At 47.3% G+C, this 20,013-nt stretch carries 19 protein-coding genes and 2 tRNA genes; 7 read left to right on the top strand and 14 right to left on the bottom strand.

Annotated features, from left to right (window positions below; genetic code table 11):
- Window positions 1-498 precede the first annotated feature (498 nt).
- From JNC77_RS11950 to JNC77_RS11990, 9 genes are all read right to left on the bottom strand, one after another.
- Window positions 499-584: transfer RNA gene (locus JNC77_RS11950), tRNA-Leu, on the bottom strand.
- A gap of 196 nt (window positions 585-780) precedes the next feature.
- Entirely contained in the window at window positions 781-3,237 is a 2,457-nt protein-coding gene (gene clpA / locus JNC77_RS11955; RefSeq protein ID WP_374832786.1) for an ATP-dependent Clp protease ATP-binding subunit ClpA, read from the bottom strand.
- A 6-nt stretch (window positions 3,238-3,243) separates the two neighbouring features.
- Window positions 3,244-3,597, bottom strand: coding sequence for an ATP-dependent Clp protease adapter ClpS (gene clpS / locus JNC77_RS11960; RefSeq protein WP_374832788.1), 354 nt, complete (start codon window positions 3,595-3,597; stop codon window positions 3,244-3,246).
- A gap of 225 nt (window positions 3,598-3,822) precedes the next feature.
- On the bottom strand, window positions 3,823-4,215 hold the full coding sequence (locus JNC77_RS11965; protein ID WP_374832790.1) for an SUF system Fe-S cluster assembly protein: 393 nt from the start codon (window positions 4,213-4,215) through the stop codon (window positions 3,823-3,825).
- 5 nt (window positions 4,216-4,220) lie between these two features.
- Window positions 4,221-5,465, bottom strand: a complete 1,245-nt coding sequence (locus JNC77_RS11970) for a cysteine desulfurase (RefSeq protein WP_374832792.1) — start codon at window positions 5,463-5,465, stop codon at window positions 4,221-4,223.
- A 62-nt stretch (window positions 5,466-5,527) separates the two neighbouring features.
- The gene (gene sufD, locus JNC77_RS11975; RefSeq protein ID WP_374832794.1) at window positions 5,528-6,799 is read right to left on the bottom strand and encodes a Fe-S cluster assembly protein SufD; all 1,272 of its coding nucleotides are present in this window, start codon (window positions 6,797-6,799) and stop codon (window positions 5,528-5,530) included.
- 13 nt (window positions 6,800-6,812) lie between these two features.
- Window positions 6,813-7,568 carry a Fe-S cluster assembly ATPase SufC gene (sufC, locus tag JNC77_RS11980; protein ID WP_374832796.1) on the bottom strand — a complete coding sequence of 252 codons (756 nt, stop codon included), beginning with the start codon at window positions 7,566-7,568 and terminating at the stop codon, window positions 6,813-6,815.
- A 98-nt stretch (window positions 7,569-7,666) separates the two neighbouring features.
- Window positions 7,667-9,190, bottom strand: a complete 1,524-nt coding sequence (gene sufB / locus JNC77_RS11985; protein ID WP_374832798.1) for a Fe-S cluster assembly protein SufB — start codon at window positions 9,188-9,190, stop codon at window positions 7,667-7,669.
- A 157-nt stretch (window positions 9,191-9,347) separates the two neighbouring features.
- Complete coding sequence (locus JNC77_RS11990; protein ID WP_374832800.1) at window positions 9,348-10,529, bottom strand: cysteine desulfurase family protein; 1,182 nt, start codon at window positions 10,527-10,529, stop codon at window positions 9,348-9,350.
- A gap of 207 nt (window positions 10,530-10,736) precedes the next feature.
- Here JNC77_RS11990 and JNC77_RS11995 point away from each other — a divergent pair, with 207 nt between their 5' ends.
- The 3 genes from JNC77_RS11995 (at window position 10,737) to tyrS (ending at window position 13,515) form a co-directional block, all read left to right on the top strand.
- Window positions 10,737-11,411, top strand: a complete 675-nt coding sequence (locus JNC77_RS11995) for an alpha/beta hydrolase (RefSeq protein ID WP_184223170.1) — start codon at window positions 10,737-10,739, stop codon at window positions 11,409-11,411.
- A gap of 117 nt (window positions 11,412-11,528) precedes the next feature.
- Window positions 11,529-12,074, top strand: a complete 546-nt coding sequence (locus JNC77_RS12000; protein ID WP_374832802.1) for an acyltransferase — start codon at window positions 11,529-11,531, stop codon at window positions 12,072-12,074.
- Between the two features lie 187 nt (window positions 12,075-12,261).
- Entirely contained in the window at window positions 12,262-13,515 is a 1,254-nt protein-coding gene (gene tyrS / locus JNC77_RS12005; protein WP_374832804.1) for a tyrosine--tRNA ligase, read from the top strand.
- A gap of 69 nt (window positions 13,516-13,584) precedes the next feature.
- On the opposite strand, the gene JNC77_RS12010 is transcribed toward tyrS, so the two are convergent.
- The 3 genes from JNC77_RS12010 to JNC77_RS12020 form a co-directional block, all read right to left on the bottom strand.
- Complete coding sequence (locus JNC77_RS12010) at window positions 13,585-13,779, bottom strand: hypothetical protein (protein WP_374832806.1); 195 nt, start codon at window positions 13,777-13,779, stop codon at window positions 13,585-13,587.
- A gap of 356 nt (window positions 13,780-14,135) precedes the next feature.
- A tRNA-Lys gene (locus JNC77_RS12015) sits at window positions 14,136-14,211 on the bottom strand.
- A gap of 392 nt (window positions 14,212-14,603) precedes the next feature.
- Entirely contained in the window at window positions 14,604-14,813 is a 210-nt protein-coding gene (locus tag JNC77_RS12020) for a hypothetical protein (protein ID WP_374832808.1), read from the bottom strand.
- Between the two features lie 172 nt (window positions 14,814-14,985).
- Here JNC77_RS12020 and JNC77_RS12025 point away from each other — a divergent pair, with 172 nt between their 5' ends.
- Window positions 14,986-15,912: a cation diffusion facilitator family transporter gene (locus tag JNC77_RS12025; protein WP_374832810.1), complete on the top strand. Its 927-nt coding sequence runs from the start codon at window positions 14,986-14,988 to the stop codon at window positions 15,910-15,912.
- Window positions 15,913-15,929: 17 nt separating this feature from the next.
- Here the strand turns inward: JNC77_RS12025 and JNC77_RS12030 are convergent, their stop codons facing one another.
- Both JNC77_RS12030 and JNC77_RS12035 read right to left on the bottom strand, forming a co-directional pair.
- Window positions 15,930-16,556, bottom strand: a complete 627-nt coding sequence (locus tag JNC77_RS12030) for a LysE family translocator (protein WP_374832812.1) — start codon at window positions 16,554-16,556, stop codon at window positions 15,930-15,932.
- A gap of 117 nt (window positions 16,557-16,673) precedes the next feature.
- Window positions 16,674-17,126, bottom strand: coding sequence for a MarR family winged helix-turn-helix transcriptional regulator (locus tag JNC77_RS12035; RefSeq protein ID WP_374832814.1), 453 nt, complete (start codon window positions 17,124-17,126; stop codon window positions 16,674-16,676).
- Window positions 17,127-17,198: 72 nt separating this feature from the next.
- Between JNC77_RS12035 and JNC77_RS12040 the strand changes: the two genes are divergently transcribed.
- From JNC77_RS12040 to JNC77_RS12050, 3 genes are all read left to right on the top strand, one after another.
- Window positions 17,199-17,489 carry a DUF1330 domain-containing protein gene (locus tag JNC77_RS12040; protein ID WP_374832816.1) on the top strand — a complete coding sequence of 97 codons (291 nt, stop codon included), beginning with the start codon at window positions 17,199-17,201 and terminating at the stop codon, window positions 17,487-17,489.
- A 187-nt stretch (window positions 17,490-17,676) separates the two neighbouring features.
- Window positions 17,677-18,642, top strand: a complete 966-nt coding sequence (locus JNC77_RS12045) for an aspartate carbamoyltransferase catalytic subunit (RefSeq protein WP_374832818.1) — start codon at window positions 17,677-17,679, stop codon at window positions 18,640-18,642.
- Window positions 18,642-19,928, top strand: coding sequence for a dihydroorotase (locus JNC77_RS12050; RefSeq protein ID WP_374832820.1), 1,287 nt, complete (start codon window positions 18,642-18,644; stop codon window positions 19,926-19,928). Before JNC77_RS12045 ends, JNC77_RS12050 begins: the two co-directional genes overlap by 1 nt.
- The last annotated feature ends 85 nt before the right edge of the window (window positions 19,929-20,013 follow it).

Consider the following 20,013-nt stretch of genomic DNA (forward strand, 5'->3'; position numbering starts at 1 on the left):
ACCATTACACGAAAATCTGAATAGCCAGAATTGAGCAAAACCGATTCTCAATCGGCCTTATAGCAGGTCATACAATAATTACGCATTTTTTTGTCAAATTCTTCAAAAGGTGATAGTAATTTGAATACGATCAATGATTACAACTAACCACTACAATATCGAAAACATGTTATAATTCTGCCTCATAACCGCGATCAAAACCTTATCAAGGTAATAAAATTTATCTCATAGCGCTTATTCAAAACCATGAGCGCTTTCAGCATTTATATGCATAATAATAAACACGTTACCACTTCAATAGAAAATGATCTCAACTGTGTTTTTCGCAAATCTATTTTACAATTTAAAATTTGAAACGAATTCAGTAGTAATGGCCTGCATTACAAAAGCACTTCATACTTTGACAGCCAGGTTGCAACACAACAAAAGACTATCAAGATACAATCAAAGCCAAGCACTCGATTGCACACAGGAGATAAATTTTCAAATTAAGAATGGTGGTGCGGACGGCGGGACTTGAACCCGCAAGCTCTATGAGCGGCAGATTTTAAATCTGCTGTGTATACCGATTTCACCACGTCCGCGGATGATGCGATTCATATGTCACAAGTCAGGCTCTAAGTTCAAGAGCTTTCTTCTGTTTTTCGCTTCAATACCACAAATAATCAAAGAGATAGCTGTTCTTTATCACTGGTTGACGCGCAATACATCGCTCATACAAAAAAACGGCCGCAAAAGACTACGGCCGCTTATTTTTTTAAGAAAAAGCTTAAATATCTTCTAACTACGCGGAACCTTCGGAACCGTACTTCTTGCCTTTTTCACCGGCTTTTCATTATCCGGAGCTGTTGTTACTTTTTCCTTCGCCTTAGCGATTGTTTTTTTAGGCTTTGCTGCTGGTTTCTTAACAGGTGACGCTTCTTTTTTTGGGCGCACAACACGTTCTGCCACTGTTTCAAGTTTCAGAACTTCATTACCCTGCTTGTCCGTAGCTACATCCAGTTTGACAGTACCGCCATTCTTCAGCTTGCCGAACAAAACCTCATCCGCCAACGGTTTCTTGACATATTCCTGAATGACACGACCCAGCGGACGTGCACCCATTCGCTCGTCATAACCTTTATCGGCGAGCCAGCTTATGGCAGCTTCGCTCAGTTCAATCGTTACGCCACGCTCGGCCAATTGTGCTTCCAATTGCAGCACAAATTTCTGTACCACTTGGTGAATAACAGCAACAGGCAGCGGGCCAAACGGAATGATCGCATCCAGACGGTTACGGAATTCCGGCGTAAACAGGCGGTTGATTGCTTCCAGATCATCGCCTTCACGCCGTCCCGAACCAAAGCCAATAGCCGCTTTTGCCATATCAGCCGCACCGGCATTGGTTGTCATGATCAAAATCACATTACGGAAATCGATCTTTTTGCCGTTGTGATCGGTAAGTGTACCGTGATCCATTACCTGCAACAAAATGTTGAAGAGATCAGGGTGCGCCTTTTCAATTTCATCCAGCAAAAGCACACAATGCGGATGTTGATCCACACCATCAGTAAGCAATCCGCCCTGATCAAAACCGACATAGCCGGGAGGCGCGCCGATCAGACGTGAAACCGTATGACGTTCCATATATTCGGACATATCAAAGCGTAAAAGTTCGACGCCAAGTGACGCCGCCAATTGGCGCGCAACTTCTGTCTTTCCCACACCCGTCGGGCCTGAGAAAAGATAGGAACCAATCGGCTTATCAGGTTCACGTAAGCCCGCACGGGCAAGCTTGATCGCAGCAGACAATGCATCGATTGCCAAATCCTGCCCATAAACAATACGTTTAAGCTCGGCCTGCAGATTGGCAAGCACCACCTGATCGTCTTTAGAGACAGTTTTCGGCGGGATGCGGGCCATGGTCGCAATCGTTGCCTCAATCTCGCTCAAACCAATTGTTTTCTTGCGCTTGTCCTGCGGCAGCAACATCTGGCTCGCACCGGTTTCATCAATCACATCAATTGCTTTATCCGGCAATTTACGATCTGAAATATAACGCGCCGAGAGTTCCACCGCCGATTTGATCGCCTCATCGGTATATTTCACTTTATGGAAATCTTCGAAATAAGGGCGCAGACCATTCATGATCTCAATCGCATCAGGAATGGTTGGTTCCACCACATCAATTTTCTGGAAACGGCGCACCAATGCACGGTCTTTTTCAAAAAACTGCCTGAACTCTTTATAGGTTGTCGAGCCCATGCAACGGATGGCACCAGAAGAAAGCGCGGGCTTCAGCAAGTTAGAGGCATCCATAGCCCCGCCCGATGTCGCACCTGCCCCGATAACCGTGTGAATTTCATCAATGAATAAAATCGCGCCCGGATATTCTTCGAGCTCTTTAACAACCTGTTTCAGACGCTCTTCAAAATCACCGCGATAGCGGGTACCTGCAAGCAGACTACCCATATCGAGCGAAAAGATCGTCGCATCGAGCAGCACTTCCGGCACATCACCATCAACGATACGCTTGGCCAAGCCTTCCGCAATCGCTGTTTTACCAACACCCGGATCACCCACATAAAGCGGATTATTTTTGGAGCGACGGCAAAGCACTTGGATTGTACGGTCAATCTCGCTTTGACGACCGATCAAACGATCAATACGGCCACTTTTAGCTTTTTCATTCAAATTGACGCAATAAGCCGTCAATGCATCCGGTTTTTTCTTCGGTGTTTCGTCAGTTTCACTATTCGCCGAATTTTCTTCTGAACTCGCCTCAGCCCCGCGCGGGATACGAACTTCGTTGCTTTCAGGCGCTTTTGAAATACCGTGAGAAATGAAATTGACTGCATCATAGCGAGTCATTTGCTGCTCTTGCAGGAAATAAGCCGCATGACTTTCACGCTCGGCAAAAATTGCAACCAGCACATTGGCACCGGTCACTTCTTCACGGTTGGAAGATTGGACATGGATAACCGCACGTTGAATCACACGCTGGAAAGCGGCTGTCGGCTTTGAATCTTCGTCATAGCCGGTCACCAGATTATCCAACTCGCGGTCAATATAATCCGTTACAACGCGTTTTAAATGTTCAAGGTCAACACTACATGCACGCATCACCGCGCCTGCGTCCTGATCGTCAATCAACGCCAGCAACAAGTGCTCCAGCGTTGCATATTCGTGGTGCCGTTCGTTGGCAATGGTCAGGGCCTGATGCAGTGCCCTTTCAAGACTGGTAGAAAACGATGGCATATGACCTCACTTTTTCTCCATCACGCATTGCAGCGGATGCTGGTTTTGGCGAGAGAATTCCATGACCTGATTAACTTTAGTCTCAGCAACCTCATAAGTATAAACGCCACATTCGCCCACACCATGATTATGAACATGCAACATGATACGGGTGGCATCATCAATCGATTTCTGGAAAAAACGCTGCAAAACATGCACAACGAATTCCATCGGCGTGTAATCATCATTCAAAATAAGGACGCGGTAAAGGTTTGGCTTTTTTATGACAGTTTTTGTGCGCGTAATAACAGCTGTTCCGTGGCCGGTTCCACCACGGTCGTCCTCTTCATGATCCTGCATTACGATATTAAAAGATTTCATCTTGTCGAAAACCACTTAAAGCCCCAGCTGCATCGGATGATACATATGTAGAGAATGTTTTAAAGATTTTAAGCCCTCTGGCAAAAGTTACAACAGCCAAGAACACGAAACTGACAGCAATTTTAACGGACTGCTTTCAACCACAAAAATGCAAAATCAGTATGCCCGCATTCAACGAACATACTGATCGGATTTTTTAAAGCAATTGACTACAATCAGACTTGCTTAGTACCAGCCAACTGCAACTTGCGCTTCTTCAGACATGCGATCCGGCGTCCAAGGCGGATCAAAGGTCATGGTAACTTCAACATGGGAAACACCTTCAACCGTACCGACCGCATTTTCAACCCAGCCCGGCATTTCGCCTGCCACCGGACAGCCCGGTGCTGTCAGTGTCATCTCGATTTTGACCGTATAATCATCTTCGATGTCGATCTTGTAAATCAAACCGAGCTCGTAAATATCGGCCGGAATTTCCGGATCATAAACAGTTTTGACAGCCGCAATAATATCATCGGTCAGCCGCAGCAGCACATCTTCAGGAATGACCGAAGATGTATGAAAAGGAGAGCTTTTTTCCGCCTCATCCTGCGGCTTGTTATCGGTTTCTTGTGTCATCATTCTTATCCGAAAAATTTCTTGGCTTTTTCAAGCGCTTCTGCAAGCACATCAATTTCAGCAAGTGTATTATACATTGCAAAGGATGCACGGCATGTAGAACTAACACCAAAGCGCTTCAAGAGTGGCTGCGCACAATGGGTGCCGGCACGAACAGCCACACCTGCACGATCAATCACCATCGACACATCATGGGCGTGAATGTCGTCCAGCATGAAGGAAATGATTGCACCTTTATTTGGTGCTTTGCCGATAATGCGCAAACCTTCAATTTGTTCCAGACGTTCATGCGCATAATCACGCAATCTTTCTTCGTGCGACCAGATGGCGTGACGGCCGACGCTTTCCATATATTCAAGCGCTGCCCCCAAACCAATTGCCTGCACGATTGGTGGCGTTCCTGCTTCAAAACGGTGTGGCGGATGATTATAGGTCACATTTTCAACTGTGACATCTTCAATCATTTCACCGCCACCTTGAAACGGGCGCATTTTTTCCAGCATTTCTTTGCGTCCATAAAGTACGCCGATACCGGACGGCCCGTAAACTTTATGACCTGTGAAAACATACCAGTCGCAGCCCATATCCTGCATGTCCACATGCATGTGGACTGCACTCTGGCTACCATCCACCAATACGGGAATGCCCCGTTCATGGGCAATGCGCACGATTTGTTTAATCGGCGTTACTGTGCCCAAAGCATTTGACATATGTGTAATGGCAACCAGCTTGGTTTTTTCGGTCAGTGTTTTTTCAAACTCTTCAAGGTGCAAAGTGCCCTGATCATCGACAGGGGCGAAAACCAGTTTTGCACCTTGCCGCTCACGAATAAAATGCCACGGTACGATATTGGAATGATGCTCCATAATGGAGAGCACAATTTCGTCACCCTCCCCGATTTGCGGCATTCCATAACCATAAGCGACAGTGTTAATCGCTTCGGTAGCATTTTTGGTAAAAACAATCTCGTCGGTTGAATTGGCATTGAGAAAACGGCAAACCGTCTCACGCGCCTTTTCATATGCATCGGTTGTCGCATTAGACAAGAAATGAAGACCGCGATGCACATTGGCATATTCATTGGAATAGGCTGCCGTTACCGCGTCAATCACAGTTTTCGGTTTTTGCGCAGAGGCACCATTGTCCAGATAAACAAGCGGTTTTCCGTGCACTTGCCGTGACAAAATCGGAAAATCAGCACGAATAGCTTCAACATCATAAGCCGATGCAGGCGTCATAATTTTGTTCATGATTATTCCCTTTGCCAACGGCAATCATGTCCGGGCAGTCAAATCTGCCCGGACGTGATTAATCAGGCATGCGCTTCAAGCCAGTCGGAGAGAATTGCTTCCAATGCTTCCACCAATGACTCGTTTTCAAGTTCTTCGATGATTTCAGCAATAAATGCCTTAACCAATAAGCCACGTGCAACCGGCTCAGGAATACCACGTGCCATCAGATAGAACAGATGATCATTGTGGATTTCGGTAACAGTTGCACCATGACCGCAAGCAACGTCATCAGCAAAGATTTCAAGTTCCGGTTTTGCATCAAACTCGGCACCATCAGACAGCAACAAAGTGTTGCATGCCATACGGGCATCGGTTTTCTGTGCAATCTGGGCAACTTTAATCATACCCTGAAACACACCCCGTGCTTCACCGGTCACAACGTTACGTACGATTTCAACCGAGCGGGTGTTTTCCACCAGATGGCCGACAGTCATAGTGACGTCTGTGTGGCTCTTGTCACTAAGCAAGTTCAATGTGCGCATCTCGAAGTCGGAATCTTCGCCGAGAACATCAACGTGGATTTCCTGACGAACCAGATGACCACCTGCATTGACAATGTAAAGCGTGAGCTTGGCATCGGCACCAATTGTTGCATTGAACTGAGAAAACTGTGTCGAGCTTTCATCAAACTCGCGAACAATTACCCAAATGATATCCGCACCATCTTCCACGCTCACATGACTGACCGAAGATGACAGGGTTTCACTGGTACCACCGATCTGGCGCTCAATGATTGTAGCCTTAGTGTTCTTGCCAAACTTTGCCGGAAAACGCACATGGCTTTGGCCGCCGAACTGCACATTCTGTAACTCAAGTGGAGCTTGCAATTCTGTGCCGTCGGCCAGTTCCAGTGCCCAACCATCGGAAACATAAGCCGTGTTGATCTGCCCGACAGCATCATCAAAGCCCTTTGTTACCATTGTGCCAGCAATCGAACCATCGTGCAGCATATCGCGCACGAGGGTTACAGTGACATCACTGACCGCCTTGGCAGCTTGCGCAACACCGTTAACCACAGCCAGTTGGCTGGAGCCTGCAACTAATACAGGGCGCAGTTTTACGTCTGAACTGCTGACAAACGGTGCGGTACTCTTAAATAATGTGCGCAGATCCGTATAATGCCAGCTTTCAATACGACGTGAAGGCAAGCCATTATTTTTGAGTTCTTCAAGCGCATTATCACGCGCAGCAAGAACCTCCGGTGTGCCGGAAAGCGCCCCGATGCGCTCGCCAAACATATCAATGAGAGCGCTTTCAGCCGGTGTTTTCGGCCTGACGGTCTGAATATTCATAACCAGCCCCCCTTCAAGCGACTTCGCCGATGGTGTCAGCGTAACCATTGTCTTCCAGATATTTTGCCAGATCCTTGTCGCCAGATTTAATAATCTGACCTTTGTAAAGAACGTGAACGGAATCAGGCACGATGTAATCGAGCAGACGCTGATAGTGAGTAATAACAATCACTGCACGATCAGGCGAACGCAATGCATTCACACCGTCGGAAACGATCTTCAACGCATCAATATCAAGACCACTATCTGTTTCATCAAGGACGCAAAGACCAGGCTGCAACAGTTTCATCTGCAAGATTTCAGCGCGCTTCTTTTCACCGCCGGAGAAACCAACATTGAGCGGACGCTTCAGCATTTCCATGTCGATGTTGAGTGTTGCAGCAGCTTCTTTAACCAGCTTGATGAATTCAGGAATTTTCAGCTCAGGCTCACCGCGTGCTTTACGCTGTGAGTTCATAGCAACTTTCAAAAATTCCATAGTGGCAACACCTGGGATTTCCATCGGATACTGGAAAGCCAGGAAAATACCTGCGGCTGCACGTTCTGCCGGATCCATTTCGAGGATGGATTCACCGTTGAACAGAATGTCGCCTTCAGTTACTTCATAATCACTGCGGCCTGCCAGAATGTAAGACAGGGTCGATTTACCGGAACCGTTTGGCCCCATAATCGCTGCAACTTCACCGTTTTTAACGGTCAGGTTCAAACCACGGATAATTTCTGTATCTGTGCCAGCGATATTGGCGTGCAGGTTTTTGATCTCAATCATATTCTTAAACCTTATAATCGTGCTGGTACTCAGCCAGCTGAAACTTCAGCGTGTTTAAACACGCAAAGATTAGCCCCTTATCGGGTGAAAACGCGTCGTTAACCGACGCTGCCTTCAAGCGAGATACCAATCAACTTCTGTGCCTCGACGGCGAATTCCATCGGCAGTTCCTGAATAACTTCTTTAACAAAGCCGTTGACGATCAGAGCAATCGCCTCTTCTTCCGGAATGCCGCGCTGCATCACATAGAACAGCTGATCATCTGAAATCTTCGATGTCGTTGCTTCATGTTCAAACTGGGCAGTGGAATTTTTCGCCTCAATATAAGGCACGGTATGAGCACCGCAATCATTGCCGATCAGCAAACTGTCACACTGGGTGAAGTTACGGGCATTTTCCGCCTTGCGATGGGCAGAAACCTGACCGCGATAGGTATTGCTGGAATTACCGGCAGAAATACCTTTCGAAATGATGCGGCTGGAGGTGTTCTTGCCAAGATGGATCATCTTCGTGCCGCTATCGATCTGCTGATATCCGTTGGAAACAGCAATCGAATAGAACTCGCCGCGGGAATTATCGCCACGTAAAATACAGGACGGATATTTCCATGTGATCGCAGAACCGGTTTCAACCTGTGTCCACGAAATTTTCGAGTTCTTGCCGCGGCAATCACCACGCTTGGTCACGAAGTTATAAATACCGCCCTTGCCGTCTTTGTCGCCCGGATACCAGTTCTGAACGGTGGAGTATTTAATTTCAGCATCATCAAGAGCAATCAGTTCAACAACAGCTGCGTGCAGCTGGTTATCGTCACGCTGTGGTGCAGTGCAACCTTCCAAGTATGAAACATAGCCGCCTTCTTCCACGATGATCAGCGTGCGTTCAAACTGACCGGTATCTTTTTCGTTGATACGGAAATAGGTCGACAATTCCATCGGGCAGCGTACGCCCTTCGGCACGTAAACGAACGAACCGTCAGTGAAAACAGCCGAATTGAGTGTTGCGTAATAATTGTCTGAAACCGGCACAACACTGGCCAGATATTTTTTCACCAGTTCCGGATGTTCACGGATCGCTTCTGAAATCGAACAGAAGATTACGCCAGCTTTCGCCAGCTCCTTCTTAAAAGTGGTGACCACTGAAACAGAATCAAAAACCGCATCCACTGCCACACGGCCGGAAGCGTAAATATTATCTGACGGATCTTCATCCATCGGGCTCGGCTCACCATGTTTGCGCACACCGGCAAGCAATTCCTGCTCACGTAAAGGAATGCCAAGCTTTTCATAGGTGCGCAAAAGTTCCGGATCAACCTCATCCAGCGACTTAGGGCCGGTCTGATCTTTCGGCGCTGCGTAATAGCGGATATCCTGAAAATCAATTTTCGGATAATCCACACGCGCCCAATCAGGCTCTTCCATTGTCAGCCAGCGTTCATAAGCCTTCAGACGCCATTCCAGCATCCATTCCGGTTCATCCTTTTTGGCGGAAATGAAGCGGATAATGTCTTCGTTAAGGCCTTTTGGCGCTCTATCCATCTGGATAATGGTCTCAAAGCCGTATTTATACTGATCCACATCAAGATTGCGGACCTGATCGATCGTTTCCTGCACGGCAGGCATCGGCGTTCTCCATCCTCGTCAGGTTCAAGGCCCGACAGTTGCAAACGTCAAGACAGTAAAATCTTACTATCTCTATGTAGTGCGCGACTGGCGCTTTTGTAACCTGTATTGCCTGATATCCGAAAATATCTGGCCATTATTTACAACAACAGAGCTTTCACGCACTGATGTTGTGTTTATCATTCACACGCTGCTGTCTACTAACAATTTCGTGTAAAACCTGCATGAAACGGTCAATGTCAGCGCTATCAGTATCAGGTGATAACGACACGCGGATCGCACCGGTTCCATGTTCATAGCCCATCGCCACAATCACATGGCTGGGGCCAACCTTGCCGGATGAACAGGCAGAGCCTGCCGATACGGCAATGCCGCCTAAATCAAAGGCGATCTGTACTGTTTCCGCCTTCATATTTTTCAGCGAAAAAAATGTTGTATTCGGCAGACGCTCGACTTCTGCACCGTAAATCAGCGTAGAAGGTGCCACTTCCAGAATGCGGCGTTCCATAGCGTCACGCAAATCAGCAGACCAGCCACCATTTAAAATACGCTGATGTGCCTGATGCGCTGCTGCACCAAAACCGGTAATTAATTGCAGTGCTTCCGTTCCGGCACGATGGCCTTTTTCCTGACCGCCACCACGAATAAGTGCTTTCGGCATTAGCAGATCAGAAACAGCAACAATCGCGCCCACCCCTTTTGCCCCACCTATTTTGTGCGAGGAAAGGATGAAGTAATCACCACAATTATTTGTAATATCTAATGGAATTCGCCCAGCCGCCTGCACGCAATCCACCACCAGAATGCCGCCGGCATTTTTAACAACGCTCGCCACTTCTGATACCGGCTGAATCACACCTGTTTCATTATTGGCATATTGCACAGCCACAAGCGGCAAACCTTGCGCGCCATCATGCGCCGACAAGTTTTCGCGCAACGCTTGCATATCCAAAAGACCAGTCTGATGAACCGGCAATGTCACTATATTATCAGGTGAAAACTGACCACCGGCCAACATGCAAGGATGCTCGGTCGCGCTGACATAGAGCTTCGACATACGCACCGGCGCACGTCCCATCATATAGGTCGGACTCAACAGTGTTGACGCAGCTTCAGTCGCCCCTGATGTAAAGAAAACGTGATCAGCACGGGCATTGGTGAGTGCCGCCACCTGTCGGCGTGCTGTTTCCATCATAGCCTTGGTGGCGCGCCCTTCACCGTGAACCGAAGAAGGATTTCCGGTCACATCAAGTGCAGCGATGATTATATCGCGCGCTTGGCTCAAGAGCGGAGCGCTGGCATTATAATCAAGATAGAGCCTTTTCTTGCTCCCGCCCACGGGCTATTCTCCTAATTCTGCATCATTTAGGCGCTCAAAGCGCAATTTTCTTGAAATTTCAACCAAGAAAAGCCTATGAAGCCTATATAGAACAATGAAACGGTTCAGTTTTGAAACGTTCTAAAGTGGTTTTAGGTGTCATTCGTCCTTGCGTCAAGGAAAACTATACCTAAATCCTCCGATATTGCGGTTAACAGCGGAGTATATATGCCTGAAGTCATTTTCAACGGACCTGCAGGTCGTCTCGAAGGTCGTTATCAGCCTTCTTCTGAAAAAAATGCGCCTATTGCTATCATTCTGCATCCGCATCCCCAATTTGGCGGAACGATGAACAACAAGATCGTTTACGATCTGTTTTACATGTTCCAGCAGCGCAATTTCACCACTTTGCGCTTCAACTTCCGTGGAATCGGCAGAAGTCAGGGCGAGTTCGATCATGGCCCTGGTGAATTGTCCGATGCAGCCAGTGCGCTGGACTGGGTACAATCTTTGCACCCTGATTCTAAAAATTGCTGGGTTGCCGGTTATTCTTTCGGCTCATGGATCGGTATGCAGCTTTTGATGCGTCGCCCTGAAATTGAAGGTTTCATTTCAGTGGCACCTCAGCCGAATATTTATGACTTTGCGTTTTTGGCACCGTGCCCTTCATCCGGCCTCATCATTCATGGTGAGAACGACAAGGTCTCGCAGCCAAAAGATGTGCAGGTGCTGGTTGACAAGCTCAAGACCCAAAAAGGTATCACCATCACGCAAAAGACCATGGAAGGTGCTAACCACTTCTTCACCGGCCATGGTGATGAACTGATTGCAGAATGTTCCGAATATCTCGACCGTCGCCTTGCTGGCGAACTGGTTGAACCTCGTATGAAGCGCCTGCGTTAATCGCTGCCGCATTATTATATAAAAAATCCGGCACTCACCTGCCGGATTTTTTTATGTGTCACGCTCTGTTATGGTACCCATAAAGCTGAAACCCTATAATTTAAGAAACCAGTCCATATGCTCCGATTTCTCGCAGCCCTTTCAGATATTTATCGTGTTGCCACCATGAGCGGCGCTGATTATGCGCGCAGACGTGGTGTGAAAGTCGGTAAAAACTGCGATATCCATACATTCAAATGGGGATCTGAACCATTTTTGATCGAACTCGGCGACAATGTCGTCATCTCATATGATGTATTGTTGGTCACGCATGATGAATCAACGGCTCTTGTTCAAGACGAAAACGGCCGCCGCTATCACATTGCACCGATTAAAATCGGCAATAATGTTTTTATCGGAGCCGGCTGCATCATCCTGCCCGGTGTCATCATAGGTGATAATGTAGTGGTAGGCGCCGGAAGTGTTGTCACCAAAAGCGTACCCGATAATGTCGTCGTTGCCGGAAATCCGGCAAAATTTATGCAGACATTTGATAGTTTTCATCAAAAATCATTGGCAAAATCTTCTGCAAAAGTCTTTCCTAAAACAGACAACCATCAAAATTGGGCAATCAATATTGCCGATCGCACGCCACGGCGCAGCATCACCACAGATCAATCATAATTCAGGCTGAATACTGTTTAAAATCAAACGCTCTACGCTTTCAGCGGCAATCTTTATCAATCCGCCCGCCAAATTGATATTTAGCCGCAGCAGCTTTCTTTTTGTTTTCAAAATTTTATGTTAAGGGCAGAGCATAAACAATGAGTAAGTATTGTTATACTTCGTAACACATAGTCAGGAAAAGGGTATGTCCGGCTTCAAGTCCGATTTTCTTCGCACGCTCTCTGAGCGCGGTTTTATTCATCAGGTCTCAGACGAAAGCGGCCTTGATGAGTTATTCACCAAGGAAATCGTTACGGGTTATATCGGCTTTGACCCGACCGCATCCAGTCTGCATGCGGGCGGCCTTATTCAGATCATGATGCTGCATTGGATGCAGAAAACCGGCCATCGCCCTGTAGCGCTGATGGGTGGTGGTACAGGCATGATCGGTGATCCGTCCTTTAAAGATGAAGCACGCAAGCTGATGACCGAAGAAACCATCGCTGAAAATATTGCAGGTATCAAAAAAGTATTTGCCAATTATCTGACCTTTGGTGACGGCCCGACCGATGCGCTGATGGTCAACAATGCGGACTGGCTGCGCGGCCTCAACTATCTTGAATTCCTGCGCGATGTCGGCCGTCATTTCTCGGTCAACCGTATGCTGTCGTTTGATTCTGTCAAACAGCGCCTTGATCGCGAGCAATCTCTGTCATTCCTCGAGTTCAACTATATGATCTTGCAAGCTTATGACTATGTTGAGCTGAACAAGCGTTATGGCATGCGTCTGCAAATGGGCGGTTCCGATCAATGGGGCAACATTATCAATGGTATTGATCTTGGCCACCGCATGGATACACCTCAGCTTTATGCACTCACCTCGCCGCTCCTGACCACTTCGTCAGGTGCAAAAATGGGTAAATCGCTCTCCGGTGCGGTTTGGCTCAATGCAGACATGTTGAGCGCTTATGATTTCTGGCAATATTGGCGCAATACCGAAGATGCAGACGTAGAACGCTTCCTTAAGCTCTACACCACCCTGCCTTTGGATGAAATTGCCAAGCTTGCAGAACTTGGCGGCTCGGAAATCAACGAAGCCAAGAAGATTTTTGCCACTGAAGTCACCGCTATGCTGCATGGCCGTGAAGCGGCTGAAGAAGCGGCAGAAACTGCACGCAAAACCTTTGAAGATGGCGAAATTTCCGACAATCTGCCAACAGTCGGCGTTCACCGTGCTACATTGCACGAAGGCATCGGCCTGCTGGCTCTGATGACATTGGCCGGTCTCGTCAACACCAATGGTGAAGGTCGTCGCCATGTTGAAGGTGGTGCTGTACGCCTCAATGACGTTGTCATCAGCGATCCGCGCATGGTCGTCAATGCCGAGCATTTAAACGATCAGGGCGTTATCAAGCTGTCGCTTGGCCGTAAAAAACATATTCTGATCCGCCCTGCATAAGACAGTGAAACAAAGACATTAAAAAAGGCGGTTCATCATGAGCCGCCTTTTTATTTAAAAATCATAAACTTAATCAATTACCGCTGCCGCAACAAAGCTTGTCAGCGCAGCACCAACCGAAAGTGCCACCAATCCTACTTTAACCGTCAGCGATGCAACCTCGCCCGAATGCTTGCGACTGGTGCTATTGAGATAAAACAGAGCGTATCCAATAATAAATATTGAAAATACAATTGCAGAAACCCACTGGGCAAGCTCCGACATAAGAGACGTTCACTTCTGATTGCGTGTTGAGAACTGAATAAAATTAGCATTCATTTATGACGTTAGTATAAATTTTTAATCCTGAAAATCGCCAAAATCAGTGATTATTATCTTTAAGTAATAAAAAAGGCCGGGGCGAACCGCACCGACCTTCCTCAGGCCATTTTCACCAGTGCCAGTACATCCGTGGTCAAAGGTTTAAAATGACAGCAACATTCGCGAACAGCTGACGCGTTACAGCGCTCATAAACAATGTCTTATTTTCTTTATAAGAACATATTGCGTTCAAATTAAGACAATTGCATATTTATAAAAGGATGTGTGATTTTCCAACAATCTGACACCACTTAATAAAGTGGTGAGCGCGCACGGGTTCGAACCGTGGACCTACTGATTAAAAGTCAGTTGCTCTACCTGCTGAGCTACGCGCTCCCTTGGGGGAAGAAGTTGTCTCCCTCAGAAGTTGGCCGATACATAAGGCGCACTTTCCGTTTGGTCAACACAGAAAAATCAGAAATCGGAAGAAAACGCATTTTATTTCGTTTTTAACGCAAAAACAATTACCATTAATTGATATTAAACCCGGTTAAACACTGAATGGTTGTATATTTTATCCACAGAACGGCATTTTCTGCTGCAAATTGATTCCTCTAGCTTATTGAAATCGCATCACTTTACCCTGAAACGCGAATCTTCTCGCCGAATCCTGTCAATGATTCACTCGATTCTATGTTTTGATTCTGAAAAAGCGAATGATTGCACCTGAAAAACAAAAAAGGCGCTTGTTATAAGCGCCCTTTCAGTAAAATCACCTTTGAAGAATATTACTTCTTTTGAAGACTTTGAATTTTTCCGGCAACAACCCAGCCGATAAATGGTGTTATAATAAAGCTCACGGCAGCCAGAATGATCATAGGATAGACCGGGCTTTTAGCCAAAGCAGGCACCGTCAGAATTACAATAAAGCCAGATCCGACCAAAACCATAAAGGCAATCGAGCCCAGAAATAACGACATCTGCATTTGAGTGGACATAATAACTCCGTTAGGGGCAAAAACTGATCACTTCAAGCCTTAGGCTATCGCGTGAATTAGAATGATTCAATCTTATAAACACTGTTCACGCATTGATCCTGATCAACTTTAAAAATATATCATATTGTAAACAATTAAATTTTATTTGAACTGCATAATGCCGGAGTGAATTTTGCATACCGAACAATCCATTCTCAAAACCTCAATTACTGTCACAATATTTTTAGCCGGTTTCGGCGTCGTTTTCGGTCTGCTTGCCGGCTCGTTTTCTATTGTATTTGATGGTGTTTATCTGCTCATTGATGCAGCACTCAGTGGCCTTGCATTGATCGTGGCGCGGCTGATCAGCCTCTCTACCCTACCCGAACCGCCTAGCGGCAAATTGCGTGATCGCTTCACCATGGGATTCTGGCATCTGGAACCAATGGTGCTTGGCCTCAATGGCCTGATGCTGACAGGCGTATCCATCTACGCACTGATCAATGCCATTGGCAGTTTGATGTCTGGTGGCCGCCATCTCGAATTCAGTTATGCCGTCTTTTATGCTGCCTTCGCATTAGTTGTCTGCATATTAATGGGCTGGCTGGAAATGCGTGCCAACCGCAAACTAAAATCAGACTTTGTCGCCCTTGATGCCAAAGCATGGTATATGTCGGCTGGTATTACTGCGGCACTCTTTATTGCATTTATGATCGGGATAATACTTGAAGGCACAAGTCTGGATTGGATGTTATCCTATATCGATCCGGCTGTGCTAACGATTGTATGTCTTATTATTATACCGATGCCGTTTGTCACAATCAAACAAGCGCTGGCAGATATACTTCTATTCACGCCGATTGAACTAAAAGAAAATGCCGAAAGCGTCGCTCAAGAATTTGTCGAGCGTTATGGTTTTCTGTCCTATCGCGCTTATGTCGCCAAAGTTGGACGTGGCACCCAAATCGAGCTTTACTTTATTGTGCCAGCGAATTGGCCTGCAAAAAAACTGGAAGAATGGGATGCCATCCGCGATGAACTGGCAGATGCTCTGGGTGAGCGAAGCCCGGATCGCTGGCTGACCATCGCCTTTACGACAGAGCCTGAATGGGCAGATTAAGTCCTGCCCACGTTGGTTTAGTTCTTTGTCATTAAGGTTGCGGCTCCAGCCGCAACCAAGCCCCCCCCACCAGCGCGCCCCATCCAGATTTTCGTTTTTTTTGAACTGACTAATAAAGAGCGCGCTCTCGCAGCCGTTAAAGCATATAATGCATCCGTTATTCCAACCACCACGGTGAAAGTGCAAATCAACAATATGGCCTGCGGCCAGTATGCATGGTTGCCATCAATAAATTGCGGCACAAACGCCACAAAAAACACAATTGTTTTAGGATGAAAAACGCCGATCAGAATATTGCTGCGAAAAGCAAGGCTTGCTGAAATAGGATTGATGGCTGCAGCCGTATCATTAGCGTTCATATGACTGCTCCGGATTGCAAGAATACCAAGCCAGATCAGATAAAATGCCCCTGCCCATTTAAGAAGCATAAAAGCAGTTGCGGAGCTTGCAAGCAATGCGCCAACGCCGGCCAGCGAGAGTGTCATAGCAAATAGATTGCCAACGGCCATACCGGCAACGGACGCTAAAGCTGTACGCGTGCCGGAACTAATTGCATAGCCGACGATACTTAATACACCCGGCCCCGGCACGATACCCACAACAATAGAGGCCGCTATAAAGCCAAACCACAAATGATAGTTCATATACGTCACGCCTGTGCAAATAAAACAATCGGAACGTGGCCATCGCCATGCAATATTATGAATGCACGACTGTATATAACTGACAAAACATTTCAATCCACGTTCGGTCAAAAAAAGTCACAACGAACTGACTGCTTTCGTAAGCTCTGACATAGCCTGACTTACAGCCAATAACCTCTCGTCTCCCATTTGCTGCGATAATTCTTGTTTTGCCGCTTTCCAGACCGGCACAACATTTATCATTAAAGCCTGTCCGGCATCCGTCAGGTTCAGTCGTTTTCCCGAACGACCACGTCCGCCTTCCGTATATATCAGACCGCGTGTCACCAGATGCTGCACATTACGGCTAAGGGTCGTTGCATCAACCCCCGCACTCATTGCCAGCTGAACCACAGTCGCATCTTTATTAGCGCCGACACCAACTAAAAGAGCGAACTGCTCAGCCGTTAATCCAAATGGTTTGAAACATATATTATAATAACGAGTGATTGCGCGTGCCGTGGCTCGTGCCTGAAATGCAGGGCATTCAGAAGCAATCATCTCCAAAGATGCAGAATCCCATTCACTCATTAATGTCACCTCGACAATTCCATTAAATTAAAATACTGTATATACATTATTTAGCAATATGGAGATAAAACAATGCCAGCATATGTTCATATTAATCTTCGTGTAACAGACCCCATCAAACAAGCAGCTCTTGCGCCGCGCTTTCAAACTGCCCTTCAGGATGCAGGTGGAAAAATAGTGCACTTCGGCCCCGTTGTGCAGGTTCTTGAAGGAGATGATACACCTCTTCCGCTGGCTGGCATTTTTGAATTTCCCACACTTGCCCAAGCGACTGATTTTTATAATTCAGAAAAATATATGCCCATCAAGCTGGAGCGCATGCAGGCTCAAGAAGCAAGAATGTTCATCGTCGAAACCAAATAAATTTTGTCACTCGCGCAGTTTTTATCGCGTTCGACAAAACACTATTTTCAATGGCTCATACGGAGCCATTTTTGTTTGTCACCTCGCATTCGCACCATCTTCCCTTTTTAAATTCAAGATTTTTATGCAGACTCACGATAACTCTGCTTGCGGCGCGCCTTACAGCGTCTTATAGGGATAACTTGCCATGACATCACAAAACGTTTCCCCGCTGTTCCCTCATCGCCATTTGCTTGGTATCAAGGGACTATCGCCGCTGGACATTAACTGCCTGCTTGATCTTGCCGATCAGGAAGTGGCTGTTTCGCGCCAGTTTGAAAAGAAAAAATCCATCTTGCGCGGCAGAACGCAGATCAATCTGTTTTTTGAAGCTTCTACGCGCACGCAATCTTCCTTCGAGCTTGCAGGCAAGCGCTTGGGCGCAGACGTCATGAATATGTCTGTCGGTAATTCCTCCGTTAAAAAAGGGGAAACACTGATTGATACGGCCATGACACTCAATGCCATGCAGCCGGATATTCTGGTCATCCGCCATGCCTCTGCCGGTGCTGCCGCTCTTCTTGCCCAAAAAGTTGGTTGTTCTGTGGTCAATGCTGGCGATGGTGCCCATGAGCACCCGACCCAAGCCCTGCTTGATGCCCTCACCATCCGTCGCGCCAAAGGCAAGATCGGTCGTTTGATTGTCGCCATCTGTGGTGATGTTCTCCATTCTCGCGTTGCACGTTCCAACATTTTACTGCTCAACACGATGGGTGCGCGTGTACGGGTGATTGCCCCCTCAACGCTTCTGCCCGCAGGCATTGCCAATATGGGCGTTGAAGTCTTCAACTCGATGGAAGAAGGCTTGAAAGACGCAGATGTCGTGATGATGCTGCGCTTGCAGCGTGAACGTATGGCCGGTTCTTTTGTGCCATCCGTGCGTGAATATTTCCGCTTCTACGGCCTTGATAAAGAAAAATTAAAAATTGCCAAACCAGACGCGCTGGTGATGCATCCCGGCCCGATGAACCGCGGTGTGGAAATTGCCTCCGATGTCGCCGATGGCCCGCAAAGCGCCATTCAAAATCAGGTGGAAATGGGCGTTGCCGTGCGCATGGCCGTCATGGAAGCCCTGCTTGATCCGCGACGCAATCAAAGCACGGGAGAAGCCTGATGAAACCGATCTGCTTTACTAATGCCCGTATCGTTGACCCATCCCGCCAGCTGGATGAAATCGGTAGCCTGATTGTTCAGGATGGAAAAATTTTGGCCGCTGGCGCAAATGCACATAATCAAGGCGCACCTGATAATTGCGAAATCATCGATCTGCAAGGCAAATCCATTCTGCCCGGACTTGTCGATGCTCGCGTTTTTGTCGGTGAACCAGGCGCCGAGCATCGTGAAACCATTGCATCAGCCAGCCGTGCAGCTGCTGCCGGCGGTGTCACCTCCTTTATCATGATGCCGGATACCGATCCGGTGATTGATGATGTGGCGCTGGTTGAATTTGTCAAACGCACTGCACGCGACACGGCCATCGTCAATGTTTATCCGGCTGCTGCCATTACGCGTGGCCTCAAGGGCGAAGAACTGACTGAATTTGGCCTGTTGCGTGCCGCGGGTGCCGTCGGTTTCAGCGAAGGCCGCAATACAATTCATAATACCCAGACGATGCGCCGCGCCCTCACCTATGCACGTGATTTCAATGCGATTATTTCCTGCGAAGCACGTGACCCGTATTTGGGTGCCAATGGCGTGATGAATGAAGGCTTGCTTGCTAGCTGGCTTGGTCTTTCAGGTAGTCCGCGTGAAGCTGAACTTATTCCGCTTGAACGTGATTTGCGCTTGGCAGCTCTTACCAAAGGCTTTTACCATGCCAGCCAAATTTCATGCGAAATGTCGGCCAATGCTATCCGCAGAGCTAAAGCTGACGCTGTGAATGTAACTGCTGGCATTTCCATCAATCACTTGTCGCTCAATGAAAACGACATTGGTGAATTCCGCACATTCTTCCGCCTGTCACCGCCACTGCGACAGGAAGAAGACCGCTTGGCGATGATAGAAGCGGTCAAAGACGGTACGATTGATATTATCGTCTCTGCTCACGATCCGCAGGATGTTGATACCAAGCGCCTGCCATTTGCCGATGCGGAAGCCGGTGCAATCGGCCTTGAAACACTGCTTGGAGCAGCGCTGCGTCTTTATCATAATGAAGATTTGAGCCTGCTGCGCCTCACAGAAGTGCTTTCCACGGCACCAGCGCGCATTTTCGGCCTTAATGCCGGCACTTTGAAGCCGGATGCTTCAGCGGATTTGATTATTGTCGATCTGGAAGAGCCTTGGGTCGTGCATGAAAAAGACCTGCATTCCCTATCGAAAAACAGTTGTTTTGAAGGTGCACGTTTAACGGGACGTGTTCTGCAAACAATGGTTGCTGGAAAAACCGTTTTCAAACTGTAATATAAAAAATAAACAGGCTATCCTCATCAGATAGCCTGTAAACTTGTCGGCATCGATTCAATCGTTAAATTTTGATGATGCAACT

The sequence above is a fragment of the Paenochrobactrum pullorum genome, from assembly GCF_041929845.1.
In the GTDB taxonomy this organism is placed as follows: Bacteria; Pseudomonadota; Alphaproteobacteria; order Rhizobiales; family Rhizobiaceae; genus Paenochrobactrum; species Paenochrobactrum pullorum.

What these genes read in the sequence shown, in the direction of transcription:
- JNC77_RS12040 (WP_374832816.1), top strand. Translation starts at nt 17,199, where the DNA reads ATGCCAGCATATGTTCATATTAATCTTCGTGTAACAGACCCCATCAAA.
- JNC77_RS12000 (WP_374832802.1), top strand. Translation starts at nt 11,529, where the DNA reads ATGCTCCGATTTCTCGCAGCCCTTTCAGATATTTATCGTGTTGCCACC.
- JNC77_RS12050 (WP_374832820.1), top strand. Translation starts at nt 18,642, where the DNA reads ATGAAACCGATCTGCTTTACTAATGCCCGTATCGTTGACCCATCCCGC.
- JNC77_RS12035 (WP_374832814.1), bottom strand. Translation starts at nt 17,126, where the DNA reads ATGAGTGAATGGGATTCTGCATCTTTGGAGATGATTGCTTCTGAATGC.
- sufD (WP_374832794.1), bottom strand. Translation starts at nt 6,799, where the DNA reads ATGAATATTCAGACCGTCAGGCCGAAAACACCGGCTGAAAGCGCTCTC.
- sufB (WP_374832798.1), bottom strand. Translation starts at nt 9,190, where the DNA reads ATGCCTGCCGTGCAGGAAACGATCGATCAGGTCCGCAATCTTGATGTG.
- JNC77_RS12010 (WP_374832806.1), bottom strand. Translation starts at nt 13,779, where the DNA reads ATGTCGGAGCTTGCCCAGTGGGTTTCTGCAATTGTATTTTCAATATTT.
- JNC77_RS12030 (WP_374832812.1), bottom strand. Translation starts at nt 16,556, where the DNA reads ATGAACTATCATTTGTGGTTTGGCTTTATAGCGGCCTCTATTGTTGTG.
- JNC77_RS12020 (WP_374832808.1), bottom strand. Translation starts at nt 14,813, where the DNA reads ATGTCCACTCAAATGCAGATGTCGTTATTTCTGGGCTCGATTGCCTTT.
- clpS (WP_374832788.1), bottom strand. Translation starts at nt 3,597, where the DNA reads ATGAAATCTTTTAATATCGTAATGCAGGATCATGAAGAGGACGACCGT.
- JNC77_RS12045 (WP_374832818.1), top strand. Translation starts at nt 17,677, where the DNA reads ATGACATCACAAAACGTTTCCCCGCTGTTCCCTCATCGCCATTTGCTT.
- tyrS (WP_374832804.1), top strand. Translation starts at nt 12,262, where the DNA reads ATGTCCGGCTTCAAGTCCGATTTTCTTCGCACGCTCTCTGAGCGCGGT.
- clpA (WP_374832786.1), bottom strand. Translation starts at nt 3,237, where the DNA reads ATGCCATCGTTTTCTACCAGTCTTGAAAGGGCACTGCATCAGGCCCTG.
- JNC77_RS11965 (WP_374832790.1), bottom strand. Translation starts at nt 4,215, where the DNA reads ATGACACAAGAAACCGATAACAAGCCGCAGGATGAGGCGGAAAAAAGC.
- JNC77_RS11995 (WP_184223170.1), top strand. Translation starts at nt 10,737, where the DNA reads ATGCCTGAAGTCATTTTCAACGGACCTGCAGGTCGTCTCGAAGGTCGT.
- sufC (WP_374832796.1), bottom strand. Translation starts at nt 7,568, where the DNA reads ATGATTGAGATCAAAAACCTGCACGCCAATATCGCTGGCACAGATACA.
- JNC77_RS11970 (WP_374832792.1), bottom strand. Translation starts at nt 5,465, where the DNA reads ATGAACAAAATTATGACGCCTGCATCGGCTTATGATGTTGAAGCTATT.